The 24,397-nt window shown below is 44.9% G+C and carries 18 protein-coding genes; 11 read left to right on the top strand and 7 right to left on the bottom strand.

Translation table 11 applies throughout. The features are described from left to right. Positions 1-10 precede the first annotated feature (10 nt). Genes TRQ2_RS09325 through TRQ2_RS09310 form a run of 4 tightly spaced genes read left to right on the top strand, consistent with a single transcriptional unit; the run spans position 11 to position 9,936 of the window. A complete protein-coding gene (locus tag TRQ2_RS09325) occupies positions 11-3,037 on the top strand; it encodes a DUF1156 domain-containing protein (protein WP_012311355.1) in 3,027 nt (1,008 codons plus the stop codon). After that, on the top strand, positions 3,037-6,405 hold the full coding sequence (locus TRQ2_RS09320) for an ATP-binding protein (RefSeq protein ID WP_012311354.1): 3,369 nt from the start codon (positions 3,037-3,039) through the stop codon (positions 6,403-6,405). The genes TRQ2_RS09325 and TRQ2_RS09320 overlap by 1 nt, the downstream gene beginning before the upstream one ends. Further along, positions 6,402-6,911 (top strand): hypothetical protein, encoded by a 510-nt coding sequence (locus TRQ2_RS09315; protein ID WP_004080570.1) that lies wholly within the window; start codon positions 6,402-6,404, stop codon positions 6,909-6,911. Before TRQ2_RS09320 ends, TRQ2_RS09315 begins: the two co-directional genes overlap by 4 nt. Further along, a complete protein-coding gene (locus tag TRQ2_RS09310) occupies positions 6,895-9,936 on the top strand; it encodes a helicase-related protein (protein ID WP_012311353.1) in 3,042 nt (1,013 codons plus the stop codon). The genes TRQ2_RS09315 and TRQ2_RS09310 overlap by 17 nt, the downstream gene beginning before the upstream one ends. Positions 9,937-9,960: 24 nt before the next feature. On the opposite strand, the gene TRQ2_RS09305 is transcribed toward TRQ2_RS09310, so the two are convergent. Next, on the bottom strand, positions 9,961-11,715 hold the full coding sequence (locus TRQ2_RS09305; protein WP_012311352.1) for a DUF262 domain-containing protein: 1,755 nt from the start codon (positions 11,713-11,715) through the stop codon (positions 9,961-9,963). 417 nt (positions 11,716-12,132) lie between these two features. Between TRQ2_RS09305 and TRQ2_RS09300 the strand changes: the two genes are divergently transcribed. After that, entirely contained in the window at positions 12,133-12,339 is a 207-nt protein-coding gene (locus TRQ2_RS09300) for a hypothetical protein (RefSeq protein ID WP_148202965.1), read from the top strand. Between the two features lie 13 nt (positions 12,340-12,352). On the opposite strand, the gene TRQ2_RS09295 is transcribed toward TRQ2_RS09300, so the two are convergent. The 5 genes from TRQ2_RS09295 to TRQ2_RS09275 form a co-directional block, all read right to left on the bottom strand. Then, on the bottom strand, positions 12,353-12,595 hold the full coding sequence (locus TRQ2_RS09295) for a thioredoxin family protein (RefSeq protein ID WP_004080561.1): 243 nt from the start codon (positions 12,593-12,595) through the stop codon (positions 12,353-12,355). A gap of 13 nt (positions 12,596-12,608) precedes the next feature. Beyond that, the gene (locus tag TRQ2_RS09290; RefSeq protein WP_004080558.1) at positions 12,609-13,697 is read right to left on the bottom strand and encodes a permease; all 1,089 of its coding nucleotides are present in this window, start codon (positions 13,695-13,697) and stop codon (positions 12,609-12,611) included. Positions 13,698-13,702: 5 nt separating this feature from the next. Next, positions 13,703-14,029 (bottom strand): metalloregulator ArsR/SmtB family transcription factor, encoded by a 327-nt coding sequence (locus TRQ2_RS09285; protein ID WP_004080556.1) that lies wholly within the window; start codon positions 14,027-14,029, stop codon positions 13,703-13,705. Between the two features lie 139 nt (positions 14,030-14,168). Beyond that, on the bottom strand, positions 14,169-15,470 hold the full coding sequence (locus TRQ2_RS09280; protein ID WP_012311351.1) for a DUF438 domain-containing protein: 1,302 nt from the start codon (positions 15,468-15,470) through the stop codon (positions 14,169-14,171). A gap of 80 nt (positions 15,471-15,550) precedes the next feature. Continuing rightward, on the bottom strand, positions 15,551-16,450 hold the full coding sequence (locus TRQ2_RS09275; RefSeq protein ID WP_004080540.1) for an AraC family transcriptional regulator: 900 nt from the start codon (positions 16,448-16,450) through the stop codon (positions 15,551-15,553). Positions 16,451-16,578: 128 nt separating this feature from the next. Between TRQ2_RS09275 and TRQ2_RS09270 the strand changes: the two genes are divergently transcribed. The 4 genes from TRQ2_RS09270 to TRQ2_RS09255 are packed head-to-tail and all read left to right on the top strand — an operon-like array spanning position 16,579 to position 20,123. Next, positions 16,579-17,580, top strand: coding sequence for an aldo/keto reductase (locus TRQ2_RS09270; RefSeq protein ID WP_004080538.1), 1,002 nt, complete (start codon positions 16,579-16,581; stop codon positions 17,578-17,580). 11 nt (positions 17,581-17,591) lie between these two features. Then, the gene (locus TRQ2_RS09265; protein ID WP_004080534.1) at positions 17,592-18,803 is read left to right on the top strand and encodes an MFS transporter; all 1,212 of its coding nucleotides are present in this window, start codon (positions 17,592-17,594) and stop codon (positions 18,801-18,803) included. An 11-nt stretch (positions 18,804-18,814) separates the two neighbouring features. Then, positions 18,815-19,675, top strand: coding sequence for an aldo/keto reductase (locus TRQ2_RS09260; protein WP_012311350.1), 861 nt, complete (start codon positions 18,815-18,817; stop codon positions 19,673-19,675). Between the two features lie 40 nt (positions 19,676-19,715). Beyond that, a complete protein-coding gene (locus tag TRQ2_RS09255; protein ID WP_012311349.1) occupies positions 19,716-20,123 on the top strand; it encodes a cupin domain-containing protein in 408 nt (135 codons plus the stop codon). Positions 20,124-20,137: 14 nt separating this feature from the next. Here TRQ2_RS09255 and TRQ2_RS09250 read toward each other — a convergent pair whose 3' ends face one another. Next, positions 20,138-21,220: an ATP-binding protein gene (locus TRQ2_RS09250; RefSeq protein WP_041434378.1), complete on the bottom strand. Its 1,083-nt coding sequence runs from the start codon at positions 21,218-21,220 to the stop codon at positions 20,138-20,140. Between the two features lie 154 nt (positions 21,221-21,374). On the opposite strand from TRQ2_RS09250, the gene TRQ2_RS09245 reads away from it, so the two are divergent. Both TRQ2_RS09245 and TRQ2_RS09240 read left to right on the top strand, forming a co-directional pair. Beyond that, positions 21,375-21,851, top strand: coding sequence for a hypothetical protein (locus TRQ2_RS09245; RefSeq protein ID WP_004080525.1), 477 nt, complete (start codon positions 21,375-21,377; stop codon positions 21,849-21,851). A gap of 4 nt (positions 21,852-21,855) precedes the next feature. Beyond that, the gene (locus TRQ2_RS09240; RefSeq protein WP_012311347.1) at positions 21,856-24,366 is read left to right on the top strand and encodes a hypothetical protein; all 2,511 of its coding nucleotides are present in this window, start codon (positions 21,856-21,858) and stop codon (positions 24,364-24,366) included. Positions 24,367-24,397 lie beyond the last annotated feature (31 nt).

Genomic DNA, 24,397 nt, shown 5'->3' with positions numbered 1-24,397 from the left:
GGGATGTACAATGAAAACATTCCTTGAAAGTCTCAAATTCCCGGTCCAGGAAGTAAATAAAAAAAGTTCCGGCGAGAAAGGACCTGGAAGGCCTCCGTACTGGGAGATGGTGTTTTACTGGACGAGGAAACCTCTCGTAGGTGCAAGGTCTGTAATAGCGGGGGCACTGCTTCCCGAAAACGTGGATGAAAATCTATTCAAAGCGGCTGTAAGACTTTCTTCGCCCACACCCCACAGAGAGAACCCTCAAATTCCCGCGGAATTTGCGAAGTACTTTGAAGGGAAAAAGTTGCTCGATCCCTTCGCTGGGTTCGGTTCGATTCCCCTCGAAGGGCTGAGACTCGGCCTTGATGTCACGGCTGTTGAACTTCTACCAACAACCTACATTTTTCTCAAGGCCGTTCTCGAATATCCAAAGAAGTTCGGGAAATCCCTCGTGAAAGACGTTGAAAGGTGGGGTGAGTGGATAACCGAGCAACTCAAGAATGACCCTGAAATCAGGGAGCTTTACGACGATGACGTGGCCGTTTACATCGGAACGTGGGAAATCAGGTGCCCTCACTGTGGGCGGTGGACTCCTGCGATAGGAAATTTCTGGCTGGCAAGAGTTAAGGACGGCAAGGGCTACAAGAGGCTCGCCTACATGAAGCCTGAGAGGAAGGGCGATGAGATTGAAATAAGGGTGATTGACCTCAACGAAATCCTGGACGATATTTCTAAAGCGAATGTTGACGGCAATGAGATCATCTTCGAAGGAGAAAACTACGTGAAAACAGTAGAAGAAGCTGTAAGAGATGGAAAGCTGAAACAGAGTGATGTGAAGATAGATGGAAACACGGTTATCTTCGAAGTTCCTTCGGCGAATATCGAATTAAGACGGAGCCAGCTCACCTGTCTTATGTGTGGAAATGTCATAAAGTACGCGGATGAAAATGGAAATCACCACATGAAGCTGAAAAACGGGGATTTTTATGTGAAGTTCGCGCTGAGAAAGTACCACGAAGGTGATGAGCGCTTCGCAAGGCAGAGACTGCTCGTGAAGGTGAAAGTCAAGGATGGAGATCTGATCTTTGAACCAGCGACAAAGGAAGACAGCGAAAAACTCTGGAAAGCGAAGGAGAAGGTCAGGGAGATGCTTGAGAAGGGAGATCTGGACGTGCCGAGTGAAGCAATACCTCTTTACGAGAACCGCCGTATTACTCCAATACTCAGTGCAGAAAAATGGTATCAGTTCTTCAACCCCCGTCAGCTTCTCACCCTCATAAAGATCGTGAGGCTGATAAGGGAAGTTGGCAGAAAGGTCGAGGAGGAAAAGATTGCCGAGGGCTGGAATAAAGAAAGGGCATTTGAGTATGCGGAGGCAGTGGCAACGTATTTGAGCACGGCGATGTTGAAGTATGCGTACTACAATTCAATCGTTACCCGGTGGGATTCTACTTGGTGGAAAATTGGGGAAACAATGTCCACCCGTGGAATCGCAATGAATTGGAACTGGACAGAAAGTCCTTGGTTTAGTAGTTTTGGTGGGATGATCAAAACACTCCTTGCAATATTAAGGGGTGTTAAATACCTCACCTCCGCTCTCTCCTCCTCCCAGAGAACCCTTGCGGATTTCACAGAAAACTCCGTTAAAGTTCTCCAGGGCGACGCGACCTCGCTCAACCTTGGAGAGAAGTTCGACGTCATCGTAACTGATCCACCCTATGCAGATGATGTCCCATACACAGAACTTTCTGACTTCTACTACGTCTGGCTCAAAAGGGCTCTGAGCGACGTTGAGAACGGAAAACTCATTCCAAGGTTCCACAAGGAAGCGTTTTTCAAAAGAATCGGCCCCAAATGGGTGGAAATCAAGACCCAGTGGCAGGAATTTGCGAAGAAAGAAGTTTCGACGAATCCGGGTCGTTTCATGGAAGACGAAAACAAAAAGGAGAAAGCCGTCCAACACTTCGAAAACCTCTTCAGTCAGGCCTTCGTGGCCATGAGGGAGCACCTCAAGGACGATGGGGTTCTTGTCACCTACTACGCTCACACAGATCCGGGAAGCTGGATAAACCTCATTGAAGCCGGCTGGAGGCGAGCAAGACTTCAAATAACGAGGGCAATCCCTCTGACAACCGAATCGGAAACGAGCATCGTGAGCAGGGGTAAAATGAGTCTCGACACCTCGATCGTTGCTGTCTGGAGAAAACAGAAAGAGGAAAAAACCGTTCAAATATCGACTCTGAAGGAAGAGATCGAGAGAAAAGCAAAGTCTTCGGCTCGTGAATTCATAGAGTATGGTTATGAAGGACTCGATCTGCTGTACGGTGTGATGGCGGCTGCCCTCGAGGAAGTCACAAAGTACAGAGAAATTTCCTCCCTGAAAGGTCCTCTTACGACAGAAGAAATTTTGAACGAATACGTATATCCCGCTACTATAAGAGGAATTGTGAACGCGATTGCGGAGATCGAAGGAACTGGAACACTCCATTCTGGCACTGCCATGTTCTACACCGCTTACAAGATACTATTTGGAAACGCATCTTTGAGCGCGAACGATATCGTCCTCCTCAGGCTCGCAACATCAACAGATCCGAGTGAGTTGATCAGCAGTGGAGTTCTCAAAGAGAAGAGATCTTCAAGCAGTAAAGAATACACGCTCTACACACCGGATCTTCTCGGCAAGAAAGCTTTGGACACGAAGGAGTTCCAGAAGTTCCTTCATGAAAAGAAACTCGATCCGGTAGAGCCAAAACCAAAAAACAGTGTGGATGTGCTTCAGCTTCTCGAGTACTACTCACTGCTTGGACGCTCCAGAGTGAAAGAGGAGATAGAAAAACTCAGAAAAATGTGGGCTGGTGAGGTAGAAGAGGCCCTTTTTATCGCGAGGCTCGTGTCTGAGTACTACGCGGAGATCTACATCAGGAAAATAGATCCTGTCAGGAGGATGAAAGAAGAGTTCGCTTCAGAGATAGACAGGGAGCTGGAAAAGGACGGATTCCTCGAAGTCGTTTTGATGAGAAGACTCCTGGGTTATGTAGGGGGTGCTGTGTGATGAAATTCGGTCCTTACGAAGTTTGGGAGGACGTTCTGGATGAGAGTTTTGATTCTCAAGTTGCGCCGGAATTAGGGGATGTGTACACCGGTGAAGCGCCGGAGATATACAGAGATCCGAAGGAGTTTTTCAAAAGGACGTATTTCACCGATGCAACGGTGGAGATATTGAAAAGAATCCTTGATACATTCGAGGGAAAAGAGAGAAGAAACATATTTCTGATCTACTCTCTCTTCGGTGGTGGAAAGACGCATCTGCTCCTCACCCTGTATCACGCCTTCAAAACACCTGAAGCTCTGGAAGACCCAGAGGTCCTCGAGGGATACATTCCCGAAAAAAGAGAAACCATAAGAGAACTGGCAGAGAGGATAAAGCTCCTTGGAGAAAGCGTAAAGGTCGTTCCCGTGTATGGTAAGGGAAGGGTAGGTCAGCCAAGTATTCCTCTGGACGTGGGCCCCTACAGTGTGAAGACGATCTGGGGGTACATAGCACATTCCCTTGGAAAGTACTCCATCGTCGAGAAAAACGATAAAAATCTCACGGTGCCGGACATTGAAACTCTGAGGGATTTATTCAGAGGCGAAAAAGTACTGCTTTTGATCGACGAAATTGCGGATTACGTTGACAACCTTTACAACTCTGGAGCGGAAGAGGACCGCCGTTACGCAAAAAACGTGGACAACTTCATCGACAGGCTCTCCACGGCTCTTTCAAGCTCTACGAGTTCTATGGTGATCACACTTCCCATGACAGAGGAAGGAGGCAATCTGAGGACTCAGGAAGAATACAACCACAGTGTTGTAAGGGCTCTGTGGGATGCTGTCAGAAGAGTTGGTGGGGCTGATTCTTACACACCTGTGAGAACCGTTGGCATAAACGACGAACTCGTCGAGGTCTTGAAAAAGAGGATATTCAAGCGTGTGGATCCCGATATCCGAAGAAGAACACTGGAAAGAATAAGATCTGAAAATAACGATGTGGAAATCTTCGGTCACGGAGGATTCACTCATGAAATACCCAGAACCTATCCGTTCCATCCCGAATACATACAGATTCTGAGAACGATCATAGAAAAGACGGATCTTCAGAGAACGAGGGACATGATCAGAATAACCAGAATCGTTGTGAGAAACCTGATCGATCGCTACGAGAAAGAGGGATTTGCACCTGCTATCATACTTCCTATTCACATCGATCTTACAAATGACAGAATAAGGGGAATGCTCTTTGGAGAAAAGTCGAAGTTCGCTGATTACGCTTCGATTATAGATGCTGAACTGGTCAACGATGAGAAGTACAGAGCTTTCAGACATCCAGAGCTTGCAAGGATGATTCTCACTTACATCTTTTTGAGAACATATCCATTCGATGCACCGACTCCTCTAAATGATTTCCCAACGCTGACCACCATATCGAGAGCGATCTACGACCCAGAAACTTTCTCCAAAAAACAGTGGATTCCCGCTGATATAAAAGACACCGTCGAAGAGATAGAATCCCATCCACACTTCGTCTTTCTGAACAGAAAAGACGGTGTTTTCTGGTTCTGGAGAGTTGCCAACGTGACAAAGATGGTTGACAGCAAAACTGAGGAGCTCATCGAAAGCAGCTATGGTGAGATCTGGAACCAGCTTGTCCGATATGTGGACCAGTTAGTGAGGGAAAAAAGGAGTATCGCAGCAAGAGGTAAGGGATCCACTGTAGAAGAACACGTGAGGTTCTTCGAACAGGTGATCGTTAGCAAAGAACCACAGGAACTTATGGACAATGAAATGTACAAGCTCTTCGTACTGGTGAGTGAGGATGTCGATGAGAAATTACTGAAAGGCATTATGTTCCAGATCGGTTCTGGAAGCAGAACTTACAAGAACACTGTGGTTGTCTGTTATCCCATTCCGGGAACGATGAAACATCTGATAATGACGACGGCAAGAGATATGGCATGCCAGAGGGTGATGGACACGGTAAAAGAGATGTATGGAAAGTATGGAGAAGACGTGGTGAAAATACAGCTGAACCAGCTCAGAGATATAAGAAACAGGGCCCTTGAAGACCTTGAGAATCAAATTGTGGGCTCTTTCAGAAAAGTAGCTTACCCGGTTAAAGATGGTATAGACACCGCTGACGCTCCTGCCAGCTCGAAATCTGTTGTCGAAAACGTGTATTCTGCTCTGAAAGGCAGAGGAAAGATCGTAGAGGAATTCGATTTCATCGAATTCGCTAACTGGTTGAAAGAAAACATCGGCCTCAATATTCTGAAACCAGAAGGATACTACGTGTCAGAACTGAGAAAAATCATCTGTTCGAATCCCTCTGCACCCATGGTGGACTTTGAGAATCTCAAGAAGTCGATAAAGGAGGCTGTTCGAAAGCTCAAGATCGGCCTTGAAAGAAAAGGAAAGATACTATTCAAAAAGGTCTATTCGGAGATTCCCGACTTTGCACAAGAAAGCGGCGTGGAGATCTCCAAAGTTGAGCCCGATGACATAATTCTGCCAGCTAATGAAGCTCTCAGAAGACAAGTCTGCGAGCTTTTGAAACAGGAAAAGGATGAGATTAGGGATGGAAAAAGATATCGCGTGTGGTACGAAATTTATCTTCCGAGTTCGGAATTTTCAGAGCTTTTGAAGAACCTGGTTACTGTGGAGAACGAGGAATGTCAGATAGGGGACGAAGAAGCCGTTATGTACGGTTTAATCCTGGAAAAAAAGGAAGAAGTGGAGATTAAAAAAGGAGAATTCGACCTTGAGGTAGCCCGACGAAGCGTTGAAGGAAAACCGGGCGAGAAAGTAGAGATCCCCGTTAGGATAACCGCTTTTGGTGATGCCGAGATCGAACTCTCATCCGAATACGGGGAACTTTCCTATCAGAACGTTTTTCTCAGAGAGGGTGAATCTCTTGAAATTCTATGGAATATGACCATACCGTCTGAGAAGAAAGTTGTGAAGATAGAGGCAAAAAGTGAAGAGAAAATGATTCCCAAGGAGATCGTTCTTGTACCGAAAGTTGAATCGAGTGTTCTTGAGACAAATACCTTGGACGAAACTCACAAAGGAATGTTTCTTGTTTCCGTGAAATCCATCAGAGATCTCGATACACTGAAATCTCTACCAGAGGACTTCGAAGGAGTGGTGAGTGGTCGTCTCGAAACGGAAAAGCCTGAGTGGAAAGTTCAGTTCAGTGAAACCGACAGAAAAACTTTTGAATACATTGCCGGTGAGCTCGAAGATTTTCTGGGAACAAAGGCTTTGCTCGATGTGAACTTCCGTTTGTCGGAACCACAGATGATCAATGACCTTATCTTTGAGAAACTGAAACCTCTGAATGGAAAAGTATCATTCATTCTAAAGAAAGGAGATCAGAAATGAACAGTGCGATCGAATACCGCATATCTTTGAAGTACGTCAAAAAGTCCACTCTTCCTGTGAAGAGAACTCAGAAGCTGGCGGAGTTCGTTCCGGTTTTTATCGCTGGAAAAAACGGTAAAGAAGAGCAGATACCCGGGAAAGCAGAGGCACGTGCGAAGGTGTTTTTGCCAGAGTTTTTGAACTTTGCGAAAAAAGTAGGAGCGATACACGATGAACAGATCAGCCTTTTTCAGATGGAAAATGATCGATCCAGAAAGCTTGTACTGAAGGTCTCGGATGACTACGCGTACTTGAGATTGATGATCTACGGTGTTTTGATGTCTGTTTTGAAGAATCCTGTGGAGTGGGGGTATCTCGAGGATCTCGTTCTTTCAATGGAACCTTTAACTCTACGGTTCTGGGGCTCGAAGATAAAATACACTTTCTGGAAAGCCAAGAATCGGAGAGTGCTGAATTATCTTGCAAGGCGTATCCTGGAGGTAGAAAGGCTTGGAAAGGTTACCTGAGGTCATACTCAGAAAAGTTACACTGAGCAATCCCGCTCTCTTTTATTCCTCGCTGACTTCTCCCTCGAACAGAAGGAGAATAGAAGCTTTCAAGCATCAGTTTCAGACGCTCTGTCATGCCATGCTTTCAAGGCCTGTGAGAATTCTAATAGCCGATGAGATAGGCCTCGGAAAAACCATCCAGGCTCTTGCAATAGCGAGATATTTAGAGCTTCAAGGTGAAGCAAAAAAGATTCTGATCCTCGTTCCCAAGATCCTCAGAGAGCAGTGGAAACAGGAGATAAGAAGATTGGGAGGAAAACCGGTTGTCATAACGAATGGAAGCGAAGTGGAAAGAAAACTTCTCAGAAAGGCTACTTTTAATAATGCTGCCGAGTATTTTGTGGTGTCAATCGATCTGGCAAAGAGTCAAAACCATTCAGAAAAGTTCTCGGCGATAGATTGGGATCTTCTAATCGTTGACGAGGTTCATAATGTAACTTACAACACACAGAGATACAACTTTTTGAAGAGTCTGATCGAAAAATCAAAAGAGGACCTCAACATCGTATTTCTCTCCGCAACACCGCACAGAGGTAATCCGAAAGACTATATAGAAAGGCTCAGACTCCTTGATCCAACACTGACAGCCGATTGGAACGCTCTGGACAGCGAGAAGTTCTACAGAAGAACTCACGGGGTTCTGGTTTTTCGTCGAACAAAAAAGGTTGTCAACGATCTGGAGAAGAGAGAGATCTTCAAAAAGTGCGATTTCAACGCTGTGATAGTTGATATTACCGAAGAAGAAAAACGTTTCTTTGAGGAACTGGATGAAGTGCTCTTTGAAATGGTCAAGGATGTTCATATGAACTCTCCTGTTGCTCTTCTTGCTGTACTTTTGAGAAAAAGAGCGGCTTCGAGTTACGAATCCGCTTTGAAAACTATAAACAACATCATCAAAAATCAGTATTCCGGGGCTTCAGGTGAAGACGTGCTGGAAGATCAGATCAAGCAGATATTCGGCCTCGGGTACGATGAGATGGAACTGGAAGAAAATTCAGAAATAGACGATCTGATCAGTAGCATAATAAACAGCGTGGCCAAAAGATACCCTCTTGATAAAGGACAGATTAACGCGTTAGAAAAGATCCTGAAGATTGGAAAGGCCATCGGAAAAAACGACAGCAAGTTGAAAACTCTTGCCGAAGTTCTCGCATATCACCTGAAGAAAAACGAAAAGGTGATCGTATTTACAGAATTCAAGGACACACTGGAATACCTTAGGAACAATCTTCCAACACTCCTCGAACAAGAAGGTATTCACCTTTCTGAGGAAAAGGATATATCTGTACTTCATGGCGGAATGAAAAGCGAAGAAATAGAAAAACAGGTGGAGAAATTTGCAAACGATGGAAAACTACTGATCTCAACCGATGTGGCATCCGAGGGATTGAACCTGCAGGTGGCAAACATCCTGATCAATTACGAAATCCCTTGGAGTCCGATAAAGCTCGAACAGAGGGTGGGAAGAATCTGGAGACTGAATCAGACAAAAGAAACGATCGCTTACACCCTTCTTCTCAACCACGAGGCAGATCTTCAGATACTGGAAAGCCTTTATCAGAAGATCCTGAACATAACTGATGCTGTTGGAACTGGGCCGAACGTTGGTAAGCCAGTTTTTGGAACGAGAACGCTCAGTGGAAATTTCGAGTATCGGCTGGAGAACGTTCAGGACGAGGAAACTTCGGATTCTCCTGTGTCCGAGTTCGAACTGATGCTCTCTGCCATCAAAAGGAGGAATTTAGATGAACAGACAAAACGTATAATCAGCACTTTGAAATCTCTCAGAACGAAGATCGAAGAAGTCGTTCCTTTGAACACCTGTAATGAAATTCAAGAAGAACTGAACAGTGTTCTTTTACCTGACGATATGGAATCGGAGATCGTTTTCGAGAAACTTAAAAAGTACATATCAGTTTTTGAAAATAGTTTTATCAATAGTATAGGTTCATACCTTTTTAAAATTCTGACAGATAGAATACATGAACCACTTCTGAACGAGAAGTGTTTAAAAATAGCCGTTAAAAATGAGTCAAAAGAATACAGACTTTTCCAGGTGGAAGTCATCGATCGAGGAAGAAAGATATACGAGTATCCTGTACTAATTGAAATCGGTGGAAACGTTTCACCTCAGCTCTACCGTGGTACTTCTCTTTTGGAAAAGCTGGCAGATGTGTTTTCAAAAGAATGGTTCGTTATTGAATGGGCAAATCCAAAAGAGAAGATGGATATTCAAACCGCGAAATTGATAGATCGGAGTGCCAAAGATTTACAAAGCATCATGAATAAACACACAGATTATGACACTGAACTGAATGAATCTTTTATGAAAACAGGCTCACTGTTCATAAATCTGGACACGAAGTCATCTGAGATTTTGAGAGTTGAGGGTGTATCCGACAGGGAATTTTCCATTTTTAAACTATTTCATCCTTCCATTCTTGAAATCCTCGGCCTTCCTCCAGACAGCTTTGATCTTCCATCGAACGACTATGAAAGATGGATGGAAAGAGGTTTCGTTCCACTCGAAGATATTCTTGAAAGTGAAAGAAAAGCCATGGAAATTGTTATGAACATAGAAAAGAAGCGTCTAATTGAAAAGTATGGGGAAAGCTCTGACTGGAAGGTAGAGGATGTTTCTTTGAAGGAACACTACGATATAAAAGTCTCTGAACCAGAAGGTGAGAAGTACATAGAAGTCAAGGGACACAAACCCTTGTGGCTGTCCGCTGAGTTGACCGCGGCTGAGCACAGATTCGCAAATGACAATCGGGATAGATACTGGATCTACATAGTTTCCAACCTTGGAGGTAAAAAGCCCGTAATTTTAAAGATCTTCAGCCCGTTCGATGATGAAAAAAGAAGAATATACCTGGTTCACGAGAATAAAGACATTGATATCACCGAAATATTTGGATCGACAATAAAAACAAAACAACGATACGTCATTTCACTCGGACAGAAAATATACCGCAGGAGGTGATTTCTTCCAATTAGACTGACTTTTTCACTTCAAACTCTCAAACCCTTTTCGAATGATTTCTGCCATTCGACGTCGGCGTTCCTCCAAAAATGTCCAGTAATCCATGTTGTACCAGCCTTCGGGCAGTGCATGGTACCAGTACATTTCTTTAAGTTTGTCGGGTGGAAAACGTCTTTCATACTCGGGCGCGTAATCTGAAGGAGGGCGATCTCCTATATCAACGTTGTCGTACCATTCTACCAGTGCGAAATTGGCAACCTGGTTTATGTCGTGTTTATCTTTGATGCCCAGTTTTTGAAGGTATTTGCGTGGAAAGAGATGGTGTCTCTCCAGGGCTGACCTTCCCGATTGTGATGTGGGATCGAGCAGGTCGCGAACCTTCATAGAAGAGTAGAGTACCGGGGCATCAAGCAAACAGAGAGCTGCAAAGAAGGCGAATTGTCCCGGACTGCGAGCGGAAGCTGTGGCGAGTTCGTTGGGGAGCGTGACAGTCCAGTAATCATTTGTCAGAACCGCTGATATTTCCTGTTCCAGTGTCCGAATGAACTCTTCTGAATTGGTACAGCCTCGTATCAATGCGAGATCCTGTTCCATACGAGTTTCAGGGGAAGAGGAGTAGCGGCTGGTGAGTGAACTCATGAAGAACCATCGTGCCATCAGATTGCGGAGAGTGTGCTGGTCCAGGCCAAAGTCTTGTTTGCCAATGAGCCAGAGGGAATAAGTGTAAACCAGCGCCATTTCAGAGGTAATAAGACTGGGATGAATATATCCGGCACGCTTTATAACTTTCAAAAAGTCGTGCCAGTTTTGCAGGTTGAGAACTTCGTCCTGTGCTTTTCTCAGGAGAGCGAACTGGGCATCACGACGTTCAGGAGAGAATTCACCGGTCTGAAGATCTTTGCCTCGCAGAATGGAATACACGTATTCCAGCCGGGCGCGACGAAAAGCCAGTGCCACATCGACTCTCAGTAGCTGATCTGGTTGAGGTTTGAAGTATGGGTTATAGGGTGAAGGACGATTATCCGAAGGTGGATTCTTAGCCCGCCGGCAGAATTCTTCCAGTTGTTTTCGCCCTTCATCCCAGAAAACGGACATCAACGTCAGGATGAAATCGGCCTGATTGAGTGTACGACCTCTGCTGTTTATGCGAACAAAGATCTCAGAAACCTGTTCTTCTGTGGCGCTGGCAGAAATTTCCAGAGCGGTCATTGGATAATTGACGAGGTTGACCAGCTTTTGAATGGATCGAGGAATCCGCTGCCGTTCCTCTTCGGTTAGACCACGCCGTTCTTCCAATCTCTTCATGAAACTGGAGATAAAATCGTACAGCGCGAAACCTTCCTGCCACAGGATACTGATATCAGATATCCAGGTAGGATCTCGTTCAATAGATGTATTGGTGACCTCGAATTTTTCTTCCAACGGATTGAAGGCTATTCTCAAGCGCCGTTGTCGAAAGTTCTTGTCTACGATGGGAACACCCTTCATTACGGAGTAAAGGGCAGTGAGTCGCTGTTGACCATCTACAACGAGCAGGCGAGGCACTTTCTTCTTGGGGCCTGTCCCGATAGTGCGGTGTTCACCAGGGAAACCATTTTCCCAGAAAAGAAGAGTTCCTATGGGATAACCACGGTACATAGAATCAAACAGATCACGCACACGGGTTGTATCCCAGACAAAGGGCCGTTGAATATCAGGAAGGCCTATTTCACCGCTATCGATGCTCTCCAGCAGTCCACCCACACTGTAATCTACTTTCTTAAACAAAAGATTGTTCACGATTTTTCCCCCAATCCCCTGAGAGTGATAGATTCTTCATTCCTGAACTGGTCAAAGCCTTTATTCCTGACTTTTCGAGTTCGAGGATATCTCACGATCTGTTAGAATTTTAGCACTTGAAAACTTGTCAAATCTATAACTCCCCCTGAGTTTTTCACAAGTACACCGGTTGGTGTCAAATTATATGACTGATACGATTTTCTTTCCGAATTTCGTTGAACTGTGGGGGGAGATATGTACATGAAACAAAAGACTCAGAAATTAATTGATGAAATAAGTGAAGAGTATGTAGAAAGGCCTTGAAAAATTCAGAAAAACTGGAGAAGAAAGTAAGGTCAAACTCGATTTTGGCTAAAAATGGACGAAAATTCTGTCGAATCTTTTGAAAGATTGGCACAGTGGAGAGTACAAAACTCCGTGGAGAGTAATAGCAGCGATAGTGTTCATTATCCTGTTATAGGATTAGCAGACGATGCCGCAGTTCTCAGTTTTGTGTGGAACAGACCCATCTCAAAAGACGTCAGGGATTACGCCGTATGGGAAGCGAAAAAGAGCATGAAAAAACTCTTCAAAGAGGAGGGGATGATACAAACAAAGCCGCCTGAGAAGGCGGCTTTATCTTAAACAGAGTTCTGTTTTAAGCCTGCTGAAGTACCTTTTTGACTTCATCTAGGGATGGAATTTTACCGGAGATGACAACTTTTCCATCCACCGCTACTGCGGGGGTTGCCACGACACCTCTTGAGACAATCTCGTTTATGTCCTGAACCTTTTCAACAACTGCATCGATTCCCAGTTCTTCGATTGCCATTCTCACGATTTTTTCTGTCTGTTTGCACCTCGGACACCCTTTTCCTAGTATCTCCACCTTTTTTGCCATGCTATCCCTCCTTTTAAATTACTCCGTATATCATTCCAAACAGAGTGGAAAAAACAACCACAAGGCCAAAGTAAGTGAAGGCCTTTTTCTTTCCAAGAAGCTTTGTGATAACGATCATGCTTGGCAGGCTGAGGGAATTACCGGCCATGAGAAGAGCAAGGGTTGGACCCTTTGCCATTCCAAGTTCTCTCAGAGCCTGAACTATTGGAACTTCCGTAAGAGTGGCAAAGTACATGAGAGTTCCTATGACGGACGCTACAAGATTTGACAAGAAACTGTTGCTTCCAAGAAGTGCCGTTACCACCTGCTGGGGCAGAAGTCTGGTCAGAACACCTGCGAAGAACACACCGATGAAGAGATATGGCAGTATTTTCTTTGCGAAGTCCCAGGTTTCGTACAGCCAGTTTTCAACGGTGTCTCTTTTGAAACCAAACAAAGCCATGAAAAGTGCGGAGATTCCGAGCAATGTCATCAGGGAATATTTGAGGGTCTGGTTGATACCAAGAGAACTCGTTACCAGAAATCCAAGCTGTATCAGGAAAAATATTATTCCTCTTACGCCGTATTGATCGTCATCGGAAGTGAACGCGAGTCCACCTTCTCCCCTTTCCTGATAGATCATTTCCATGATCAAGCCTATCAGGACAGCTGCTGTTATCGTTGCAATGAGACGGGCAAGTCCCAAATCCCATCCAAGAACTCGGGCTGTCAGAAATATCGCAGCGATGTTTATGGCAGGTCCGGCAAACAAGAAAGTGGTGGCAGGACCTATACCCGCACCTTTTTTGTAGATCCCTCCAAAGAGCGGAAGAATGGTGCAGGAACAGACAGCCAGAATACCACCGGAAATCGCAGCGACAGGATAAGAAATGATCCTTTTTGCGTTTGGACCAAGGAGTTTCAAAACGGCGTCCTTTTTGAGCATTACTGATATCGTTCCGGCGATGAAGAATGCGGGAACAAGACACAGAAGAACGTGTTCACGTGCGTATTCGTGAAGCAGGTAGAATCCGTTCAGAATACTCTGATCGACAATCGGATGCCCGAACGGAACGAAATAGAAAGCCACAAAGATCAGAGCGATCAGGATGAAGGTCGCCAAGTTTCTCACTCCTTATTTGATAGATTTTGTAAAGAGCAGGAGTTAACGGCTTTAACACCATATTCCTTTCTCGCACGTTCGAGAATAGTGATCAGAAAGGGATATTTTTCGAGGAATCTTTCATCGATCGAATAGTAAACGAAGGAATCTTCTCTGCGAGATTTGACAATGCCGTGGTTTTTGAGAACGTGGAGATGCTGTGAGATGTTCGGCTGAGTCGTTCCTATACTTGCCAGTATCTGGCAAACGCACATCTCTTTCTCCAGAAGAAGAGTTAAAATCTTCAGCCTGGTTTCGTTTGAAAGGATATGGAACAACTCGTGAAGCTTCATATAATCACCTTCTTATATAATTGATCACTTATATACTATCAGAAAAGATAAACTTCATCGTTTAGACTGAGCAACGAAGAGAAGACCTGTGAGTTACAAAACGAATAATTGAAAAAAGCACAGGTTCTCCTGCGCTTTTTCAGTCTTTCCAGTCGAGGAGCCTTTTTTCTCCTTCGAGTTCTTTTATCCTCGTGATGTCCTGTACCACTTCCAGTGTTCCCAGATAGTTTCCTTCTTTGTCCAGGACCTGGAAATAGCGTATGTGGATCTTTCTGTCACCCATGTTGATCCAGAACTCCGCAGGTTCTTTCCTTCCCTCTTTGAAAGCTTTGAGGATTTTGTTCACGATATGAACGCTCCTTGGGGGATGACAGAACTGGACCGGTCTTCCAAGAACGGTGGGAGCTCTGTGGAAGATCCTGTGACCTCCAGAGAAGAAACGAACTCTGCCGTGTTTATCCACAAAGGTAATATCGAACGGCAACGTTTTGAAAATAGCATTCAGTTCTTCTAAAGATAGATAACCACTTTCTATTTTTATGTCGTTGTCTCGAACCAGCGAATATTCTGTGTCTGGTGTGAGCATTCCGGCAACCCTTTTGATCTCATCGGGAAGCTTCTCATAAGTTTCAGGTGAAACGACGGGATCTATCTCGTGAGGAAGGAGAGGTTTCTCAGGAGTTTCCCACTCTTCTGTCACTTCAATCTTGTAGTACCCTATGTCTTTTTCCAGCATCTTTATCGCTTTCCATTCTCCTTCGGTGAGTAACACCTTCAGCGTCGGATAGAGTATGTTGTTTTCTCTGAAGACCATATCTGAGAGCATTCTTGAAAGTTCCAGTGCTTCTTCTTTCAGCCGTTCATCGGATTCTTCTTTCTTCAAAAGATTGAGAAGGAGCCTTATCTTCAATCTGGTCTCATCGTGTTTGGACCAGAGGACTGTTGGAACGGCTGTGATGCCTCTTCTCTCAATGTATGGAAATATCAGCATCTCTTCCCTCGTGTAATGGGTGAGACCTATCCTGTGAAGCTCCGAGACGTGCTGAACGAGCTTTTCATAGAACTGTTTCCTGCGGGGATCGTCTTTTGGAAGAGAGAACATGCTGGAGGCGAGTAAACTCAAAGCTTCCGCATCTTTGAGTATCTGTTTGTTCTCTTCGTAGAGCGTTCTCAACGGGTGCCCATTCGGGAGCTTCTCTATTTCTCTTCCGGCTTCTGATACGGCTCCTCTGAAGAACTCAACATGAAGATCGCACATCTTGATGATGTCTCTTACGTCTATCTCTCCGCTTTTCAGCAGTTCCTGCTCGATGACGGGTATCTCGAACGGAGGAATCTGTGAGAGTAACTCTCCGAATTGTTTTTTCAAAGATTCCACGTCTTCACCTTCGTGGAGTTTTTTCAACACTTCTTTAAAAAGCTCCACTTTTTCTCTTTCCATAGGGATCTCCCTCCTTTAATTATTCCTACCTAATTATCGATTCCAAGCATATTGTAGCACAGAAGCACCATCATCTGCAATCAATAAAGGATCCTCGTGTAAGGTTCTTCCTTCAGCTTCTTTGCATCCTGTGAAGGAGAGACACCGAAGAATCTTTTGTACTCTCTGCTGAACTGAGAGAGGCTCTCGTATCCCACCTGGTAGGCTGCGGTTGTGACGTCGCTTCCTGCCATGAGAAGCTTCCTTGCCTCGCACAGCCGAAGTTTCTTCTGATACTGAAGAGGAGTCATGCCAGTGAGAATCTTGAAGTTCTGATAAAAAGTCGATACGCTCATTCCCACCATCTCGGCAAGCCTTTTCATATTCACAGATTCATTGAAGTGTTCTTTCAGATAATTCAGTGCTGTTATCACATCGTTCTTTCCAGACAACGCGATCTGAATGAGTCTCGGGCCCTGTTCGCTCACAAGGAGCCTATAGATGATCTCTTTTTTTATCACGGGAAGGAGTGCGGAAATGTGTTCCGGTTCATCGAGGAGCTCCAGCATCCTTCTGAATGCGTCCAGGAGCTGATGAGTGACTTTTCCCAGTGATGTACCGCGGGATGACGTGATTGGTCTTGTATTGAGCTTTTGTTCAACAACGATTTCCATAAGGATCTCCATGTCTATCTCCCAAGTCATTCCGATATAAGGTTTTTCCTTAGAAGCTTCTATCACCTGAGCAACGACGGGAACATCGAAGGAGTTGAGAAGAAAATTCTCCACGTCGTAAACGTAGTACTCTTCTCCAATGAGAACGCGCTTTGCACCCTGAACAGCGATGCATATCGATGGCGGAAGGATGTAAGTGGAAGGTTCTGTAGGAGACTCCCTCCTGCCCACAGTCAGACCCGGAAGTGGCCTCACCACGGGTTGCTTTTCTGTGAGATGTAAAATCCTTTCAATCAGCTTTCTCCGAACGTAATCGAATTCATCCATGATTTCTTTCATCTCCTTTCTGCTAAAATTTTACCCTTTGATGGAAAATCAGGCAAATATTCGAGAATATCTTTCTAACGTTTGCGGAGTAGATAGCGGTATGTTTTAGAGCGAAAGGAGGGGGAAGTATGGGTATTCCGAAGAGAAAACTCGGAGAGAGAGGACCAGAGGTTTCTGCCATAGGGCTCGGCTGTATGAGAATGAGCTTCGGCCAGAAAAAACTTCCAGACAGAAAAGAGATGATCAAACTCATCAGAACGGCCGTGGAGCTCGGCATCAACTTCTTCGATACCGCAGAAGTTTACGGCCCTTACACAAACGAGGAACTCGTAGGCGAAGCACTCGAACCGTTCAAAGGTGAAGTCGTGATAGCAACGAAGTTTGGTTTTGAGCTGTACGAAGATGGAAGGCCAGGCTGGAAAGGACTGAACAGCAATCCGGAACACATCAAAAAAGCAGTGGAAGGTTCTCTGAGAAGGCTCAGAGTGGAAGCCATAGATATTCTTTACCAGCATAGGGTGGATCCAAACGTTCCAATAGAAGAAGTAGCTGGGGCTGTAAAGGAACTCATAGAAGAGGGTAAGGTGAAACACTTTGGACTTTGCGAAGCTTCTGCCGAAACGATAAGAAGAGCTCATAAAGTCTGTCCTGTTGATGTGGTGCAGTACGAGTACTCCATGTGGTGGAGAAAACCTGAAGAGGAAATACTTCCCACCTGTGAAGAACTTGGAATAGGCTTTGTGGCGTACAGTCCCCTGGGAAAAGGTTTTCTTACAGGAGCGATAGGTGAAAACTCCAAGTTCGATGAGGAAGATATTCGAAGCAGGATTCCACGCTTTCAGAAAGAGAATTTGAAGGAAAATCTTGCACTCGTAGAACTCCTTAAAAAGATCGCTGAGCGAAAGGGTGCGACACCATCACAGATAGCTCTCGCATGGCTTCTTGCACAGAAACCCTGGATAGTTCCCATACCAGGTACAACGAAACTGAGTCATCTTCTGGAAAACATCGGAGGGGCTTTTGTTGAACTCACACCGGAAGAGCTCCAGGAAATAAACGATGCTCTCTCAAGAATAGAAATAAAAGGTAGCAGGTATCCTGAGGATATGGAAAAGATGACGTATCTGTGAGGTAGAGTTTGATGGAAAGAACGGGAATTCTTCTTGGAATATGTCTTGGCCTCACCAGTTTTTCAATACTTCAGGGATCGGTGTTCGGAGCGGTTCTTCCCTCCATTGTGGAAGAATTCGGCGTGGATTGGAGTATCATAGGAGTTGCTATGAGTGTCTGGACGGTCATTTCTGCTCTCTCACCCATGTTATTTGGAAGATTTGTTCATAGATTATATCCAATGAACTCCATGGCTCTGGTCATGATGATGCTCTCTATTCCAACAATTCTTGTTGCTTTCGTGAAAGACTTTTTCTCTTTAAACGTTGTGAAGATAGTGGGGAGCCTGGCTGTTCCCTTCTCTTATCCTCTTGCTGCAAAAGTGGTGGAGATGTATGTGGACTCCAGAAAAAGGGGAATCGCAACTGCCATATACAACACTGGTTCTATGATCGGACTTGCACTCGGATACGCTGTTGTTGCGTTAGCAGGTGGTTATTGGAAAAGATCCATGATCACTGGAGGATTTCTCGGTGTTATTTATGTTCCTGTTGCATACATTCTGTGGAAAAGCTTGCTGGAGTCAAAGGTACAGAGAAAGCCGGAGTGGAACGATTCTCAAAAGAGATCACATGTTTCTTTCAAACGAGTGTTCTCCATCATACTGTGGCTTTCCTTCGGTCATTTTTCTGCTGTTTACACCTGGAATCTCATGTTCAATTGGCTTTCTACTTTCCTTGTTCGTGAGATCCAGCTGGGTTATAGTTTCATAGCCCTTGTGCTTGGAATCATGGCTGTTGTATCGAGCGTAATGGAGGTTTTCGTTGGATTGTGGTCTGACCGGGTGAGAGGAATGCGTGGAAGGTTAATTCCCCTGTATACCGGTTTATTTCCGTCGGCTTTTCTTTTAATACTTTCCACTCTTTCAACCAATCCTCTTCTGACATCCATTCTGGTGGGGTTCTCCATCCTCTTCTGGAGACTTTCAACCCCTTCTTTCTGGGCAATATTTGGAGATCTCATTCCGCAGGAACACTTCGAAAAAGCGAGTAGTATCTACGTGGGAGCTGTCCTTCTTTCTGGTATTGCTTCTTCTATTATGAACGGTTACATAGTCTCGTTGACAGGTTCGATGAAGTACGCCATACTCCTTTCGGCTTTTATACTGATTCTTTCTCCGATTTTCTTCACGGTAGCGGGAAAAGTTGGTACGAGAATTTCAGGAGCATGGATCCATCTATAGGAGGTGTTAACATGCAGGTTCCAAAAGTTACTTTGAACAACGGTGTAGAAATGCCTATTCTGGGATACGGAGTTTTCCAGATACCACCAGAAAAGACGGAAGAATGTGTCTATGAGGCTATAAAGGTGGGATACAGACTCATCGACACAGCAGCATCGTACATGAACGAAGAGGGAGTGGGAAGAGCGATAAAACGCGCGATTGACGAAGGAATTGTCAGAAGAGAGGAGCTCTTCGTCACGACCAAACTGTGGGTGTCGGATGTTGGTTACGAATCCACAAAGAAGGCTTTTGAAAAGTCTTTGAAGAAACTGCAACTCGAATACATAGATCTCTATCTAATTCATCAACCTTTTGGAGATGTACACTGTGCCTGGAAAGCTATGGAAGAAATGTACAAAGATGGATTGGTAAGAGCCATAGGTGTGAGCAACTTCTACCCTGATCGGTTGATGGATCTAATGGTTCATCACGAAATTGTTCCCGCGGTGAACCAGATCGAGATACATCCGTTTTATCAGAGACAAGAGGAGATCGAATTCATGAGAAATTACAACATCCAACCTGAAGCTTGGGGTCCTTTCGCTGAGGGAAGAAAAAACATTTTCCAGAACGGAGTGCTCAGATCGATCGCGGAAAAGTACGGCAAAACGGTTGCACAGGTCATTCTGAGATGGCTCACTCAGAAAGGAATCGTTGCCATTCCCAAAACTGTGAGAAGAGAGAGGATGATAGAAAACATCAGCATCTTCGATTTTGAACTCACACAGGAAGACATGGAAAAGATTGCAACGCTCGATGAAGGGCAGAGTGCGTTCTTCTCCCACAGGGATCCCGAGGTTGTCAAGTGGATTTGTTCACTGAAAAGATGAAAAATCATCGCGTGGACTATTATTGAAAGGAGGTACAACCATGGTGGATGATATCTTTGAAAGGGGTTCTAAAGGTTCGAGCGACTTCTTCACTGGGAACGTCTGGGTGAAGATGTTGGTTACTGACGAAAACGGGGTATTCAACACACAGGTATACAACGTGGTGTTCGAGCCAGGAGCGAGAACACACTGGCACAGCCATCCGGGAGGGCAGATTCTGATCGTGACTCGCGGAAAAGGCTTTTACCAGGAAAGAGGAAAACCTGTGAGAATTTTGAAAAAAGGTGATGTGGTGGAGATACCACCAAACGTGGTTCACTGGCATGGTGCGGCACCCGATGAAGAACTCGTACATATTGGTATCAGTACACAGGTTCACCTCGGTCCTGCTGAGTGGCTTGGATCTGTTACAGAAGAAGAGTATCGGAAAGCCACGGAAGGAAAGTAACGAATTTCTCCGTTTCATTCGCTCAGGATCTTCTCAAAAACCGGATCAACTATTCTGTATCCGCTCTGCGTTTTTTCTATGAAGGACATCTTTTCCAGAGTTTCAAGGAGGGAGTACAATCGGGAGTCACCGATGAAGTCGCCTTTTGCGCGGAAGATGTTTTTCAGGGCAGACCAGGTGTTTATTCCCCTTGCGATCTGTCTCAATATGAATGGATACCTTTCGCTCCTTTTTCTGAGCTCTTCCATTTCCTTTTCAAAAAGAGCCTTCACGGCATGGAACACCTCTTTCAGTGCTTCATCTTTTTTCTTCTTTTCGAGGTACTTCACTCCAAAAAGGACAAGATACCCCACTATACCGTCTATTTCTCTCACAATTTCTTCCACGTCGAAGTTGATCTTCTCTCCCACTTCGCGGAAGCCTTCCATGAGGAAATCCACGGATTGATCGAAGGTGAACGGTCTCACCGTGAGAAAACCTATTCCACGGCCATGGAGGGGTGAGCTGTAGTCTTCGAGTTTCAAAAAATCGTGAAGAACGCCGACTTCTGAACCACTGATGATGAAGCGCACGTTTTCGAAGTTGTCGTAGCAGTAGGCAAAGAGTGCCAGAAGATCGTTTCCACCGCGAGAACCGTAGTATCTGAGATACTGCGCCTCATCGAAGAAGATGACTATCTTTTTCTTCCGCCTCTTTGCCGTTTCGTTCAGCTTTTCGAGAAGATCGGAAAGACTGAATTCCTTTGGATTGAGTTCTATCGATGTTCCACTCACTGTGATTCCACGGACCCTCTTGAGAACGTTCAGAAGTTTCTGAGATTTCGATATTCTGGACAGCTCCTCTCCGAGAAACCTTGTGAGATGATGGGACGAGATGTTACCCCCCGATGTCTCGTAGAGTCTTCTTCCGTCCACGGTTATGTGTAGAAGATCGCTTTTGTTCAGAAAGACTTTCACAAGGGAGGACTTTCCAACCCGCCTCAGGCCGGTGATCACAACGATCGGATAGGTTTCGAGCAGTTTTTCGAGGTCTTTCAGTTCTCTTTCTCTATCGAAGAGATCTTCCTTTTTCGTCTTGGGAGTAAGGGAGAAAAGCAAGTCGATCACCTCCATTCTTATCATATCACTTCTGGGGTCGGAAGTTGCTTCCGGGGGCGGAAGTTACAAAAGTTTCTCTTTTTGACTTTCTGGAGTGATAACATAATGGTGAAAAGTATGATTTAGATGAAAAGCTGTCTGGGGAGATGAGAAGATGATAAGGCCCGAATATCTTCGCGTTCTTCGTAAAATATACGACCGACTGAAAAATGAGAAAGTGAACTGGGTAGTTACAGGTAGTCTCAGTTTTGCGCTGCAGGGAGTTCCTGTTGAAGTTCACGATATCGACATTCAAACTGATGAAGAAGGAGCTTATGAAATCGAACGCATTTTCTCTGAGTTCGTAAGCAAAAAGGTCAGGTTTTCTTCCACGGAAAAAATCTGTTCTCATTTCGGTGAATTAATTATCGATGGAATAAAAGTTGAAATTATGGGAGATATTCGAAAACGGCTCGAAGATGGAACCTGGGAAGATCCCGTAGATTTGAACAAATACAAAAGGTTTGTAGAAACACATGGAATGAAAATACCGGTTTTATCCCTGGAGTATGAATATCAGGCATATTTGAAACTGGGCAGGGTAGAGAAAGCCGAGACGTTGAGAAAGTGGTTAAACGAAAGGAAGGGGTGATACATTGATCAAGAGGTTGTTTTTTGCCGTCGTTCTTTTACTTGTTGCAGAACTCTTCTCCGGTGTTCTCAACTTCGAGCACGCGGATGTTGTTTATCCAGAAGGATACTTTGAAAACGCCGTTCTTGTCGGAAACATCTTCGAGGCGATCAGGCCGAAGGTGATAGAGCTCGTTGGAAACGACCCGGGACGGATAACGATCGTTCTCAAAGATAGGGGTACCATCTCGAACGGCTACACGATGCCTTTCTTTCATAAAACGATAGTGATCTACCTGTGGCCTCCTGAAAGCTGGATTTCTTTTCGTCTTCCTCTCGAGGACTGGTACGCTTACGTTCTCATTCACGAGTTCTCCCATATGTGCCATCTCACCTATCAGGACGAAATAGGAAAGACGGTAACAAAACTCACGGGAATTCCTCTTTATCCCCAACTCTTCAGCGACCTGGTGGAGGGTGTTACCGTTTTCAACGAAAGCTCTTTCTCGGCCTCATCTGGAAGACTAAACAATCCTTTCTTCTCAAACGGCCTGTTCTACTACTCACTTTCCAATTTTCCATCTCCTGGTTACATAAAAGTAGCACCCGATGACGACTACAGAGACGGGCTTCTGTACTACAACTTCACAGCCGGGTTTTACAGCTACCTTGTGGAGACGTACGGCCTTGAGAAAGTGAAGGAATTTTTCAGGGAAACTTCCAGAACGTTCAGTACTTTTGCCTTTGAGGGTTTCAAGGACCCATACGAGAAGGTCTTTGGAAAAACGCGCGAAGAGATCTACACGGACTGGATCTATTCTCTCACAAAACACGAGTACCCTCAGGGAGATCTTGTATACAGCGCAAAAAACACCTGGCTTCACAAGATCGATCTGTACGGGGACCATCTGGTTGTCCTTTCGGAAGAGTACGGGCCCTCCACTTCGTACACGGGGATGAAAAAACAGGTTTTGAAGATCCTTGACCTGGATGGGAAAGAAGTTCAGGAGATTCCCGTGAGAAACGTTCTGGACGTGAAAATCGATGGAGAGAAGATTTATGTACTCTCTAAAGAAGAATTCTCTGGTCGATACGAGAATGTCCTGTGGGATGTGAAGGGTGGAAGACAGATTTCAAAGGGGAACATAAGCGCTTTCGATGTGGAAAACGGAAAGGTTTACCTTGCCCTCTACGATACGAAGACTGGAAAAACAACGATAGAAGGACCGGAGTTTCACGTCACGCTCGACGAGTTCATAAGGTACATGGACGTATCAGGTCGTTTTGTTGCTCTTCTCACAGAGAAGAACGACATTATCGTTCTGAAAACAAACGGAGAAGTCGTTCTTGAACTGAACAATGGAACAATGAAAGGGCCGTACGTGAAGTTCTGGAAAGATGGAATAATATTCGTTCAGGTGGAAGGAGATCACACCGTTTCCTGCTACTACGATCTTGAGAAGAAAGAACTGTACAGACTTTCATCGAAGAGCCTTGTGGAAGATTTTGTGATACATGGAAATGAAATCTACTACATAAGTTACATCCCATACGGCCAGACAGGGGGAACAGGTGTTTACAGAAAAGGTCTGAGTATGGAACCTGTGGTGGTCGAAGTGAAAAAGAGTGAACCTTTTGTGATAGAAGACAGAGAGTTTTCCACTGGAGACGAGTTCGGCTTCAGACTGAGGAAGTTTTTCCAGCCTGCGATGTGGTTTCCAGTGTATTTTGACGGTACTTTTTCGCTCTTTTTCACCTTCTCCAGTGTGGAAAACAACGCCTTCCTGTTTTTGATGCCGTCTGTTGATTTGAAAGGAAATTTCAATCAATACACCGGCTTTGTGGTTTCCAGAGACAATTTCACAGCGTACGGTGACTACTCCTCTTCTGGAGATTACAGCTTTGGTTTGACGGGAGTTTTAGGTGATTTTCCTGTTTCCGCAAACACACGACTCGACGTTACCTTTGAAATGAACTTCAGTTCGACCCAAACATCCCTGAACAGTGAAGCAGGAGCCGCTAACAACATAGGAGTGGGTGTCGATCTCAGAACGTATCTGCTGGGTATGCCTTCCTCTTTGAAGGTGTCTCTGAATCTTCTCAATGATGATCTCTCACACCTTTTCGATCTGAACAGTTTGTTCTGTTTCACCGGCCTGACTTCAGCGCTTGGAAAAGACGGAAGTTTCTCCGCGAGTCTCAAGTTTCAGCTTTTAAACCCGGAGGATTTCTCCTACGACGTGTCTTTTGCCCAGACGCTTTTCAAAAACAGTGCAGAACTTTTCGATGGTTTTATTCTTCTCAGAAACACGGGAAACACACTGGGAGTTGCTCGACTGAGATTTTCCAATGGAAAAGAATGGCACGTTATCTATGATCACCTTTTTCAGGAGGTGTACATGGAAGGGCTCAAGTTCTATATCACAGTTGGCGGATTTTTGAACATGAACGATATTTCCTCCGGTGGTTTCTACGTGGGAATAGGTACCAGTCCGAATGGATTGCCTTCTATTCCTGTTTTCATCAGCATTAGGTGATAAAATAATTATAGAGAGAACTCAACAAACT

This window comes from Thermotoga sp. RQ2, from assembly GCF_000019625.1.
Taxonomy (GTDB): domain Bacteria; phylum Thermotogota; class Thermotogae; order Thermotogales; family Thermotogaceae; genus Thermotoga; species Thermotoga maritima.
The sequence above is the reverse complement of the archived record's forward strand: the minus strand, read 5'-3'. Positions and strand labels throughout refer to the sequence as shown.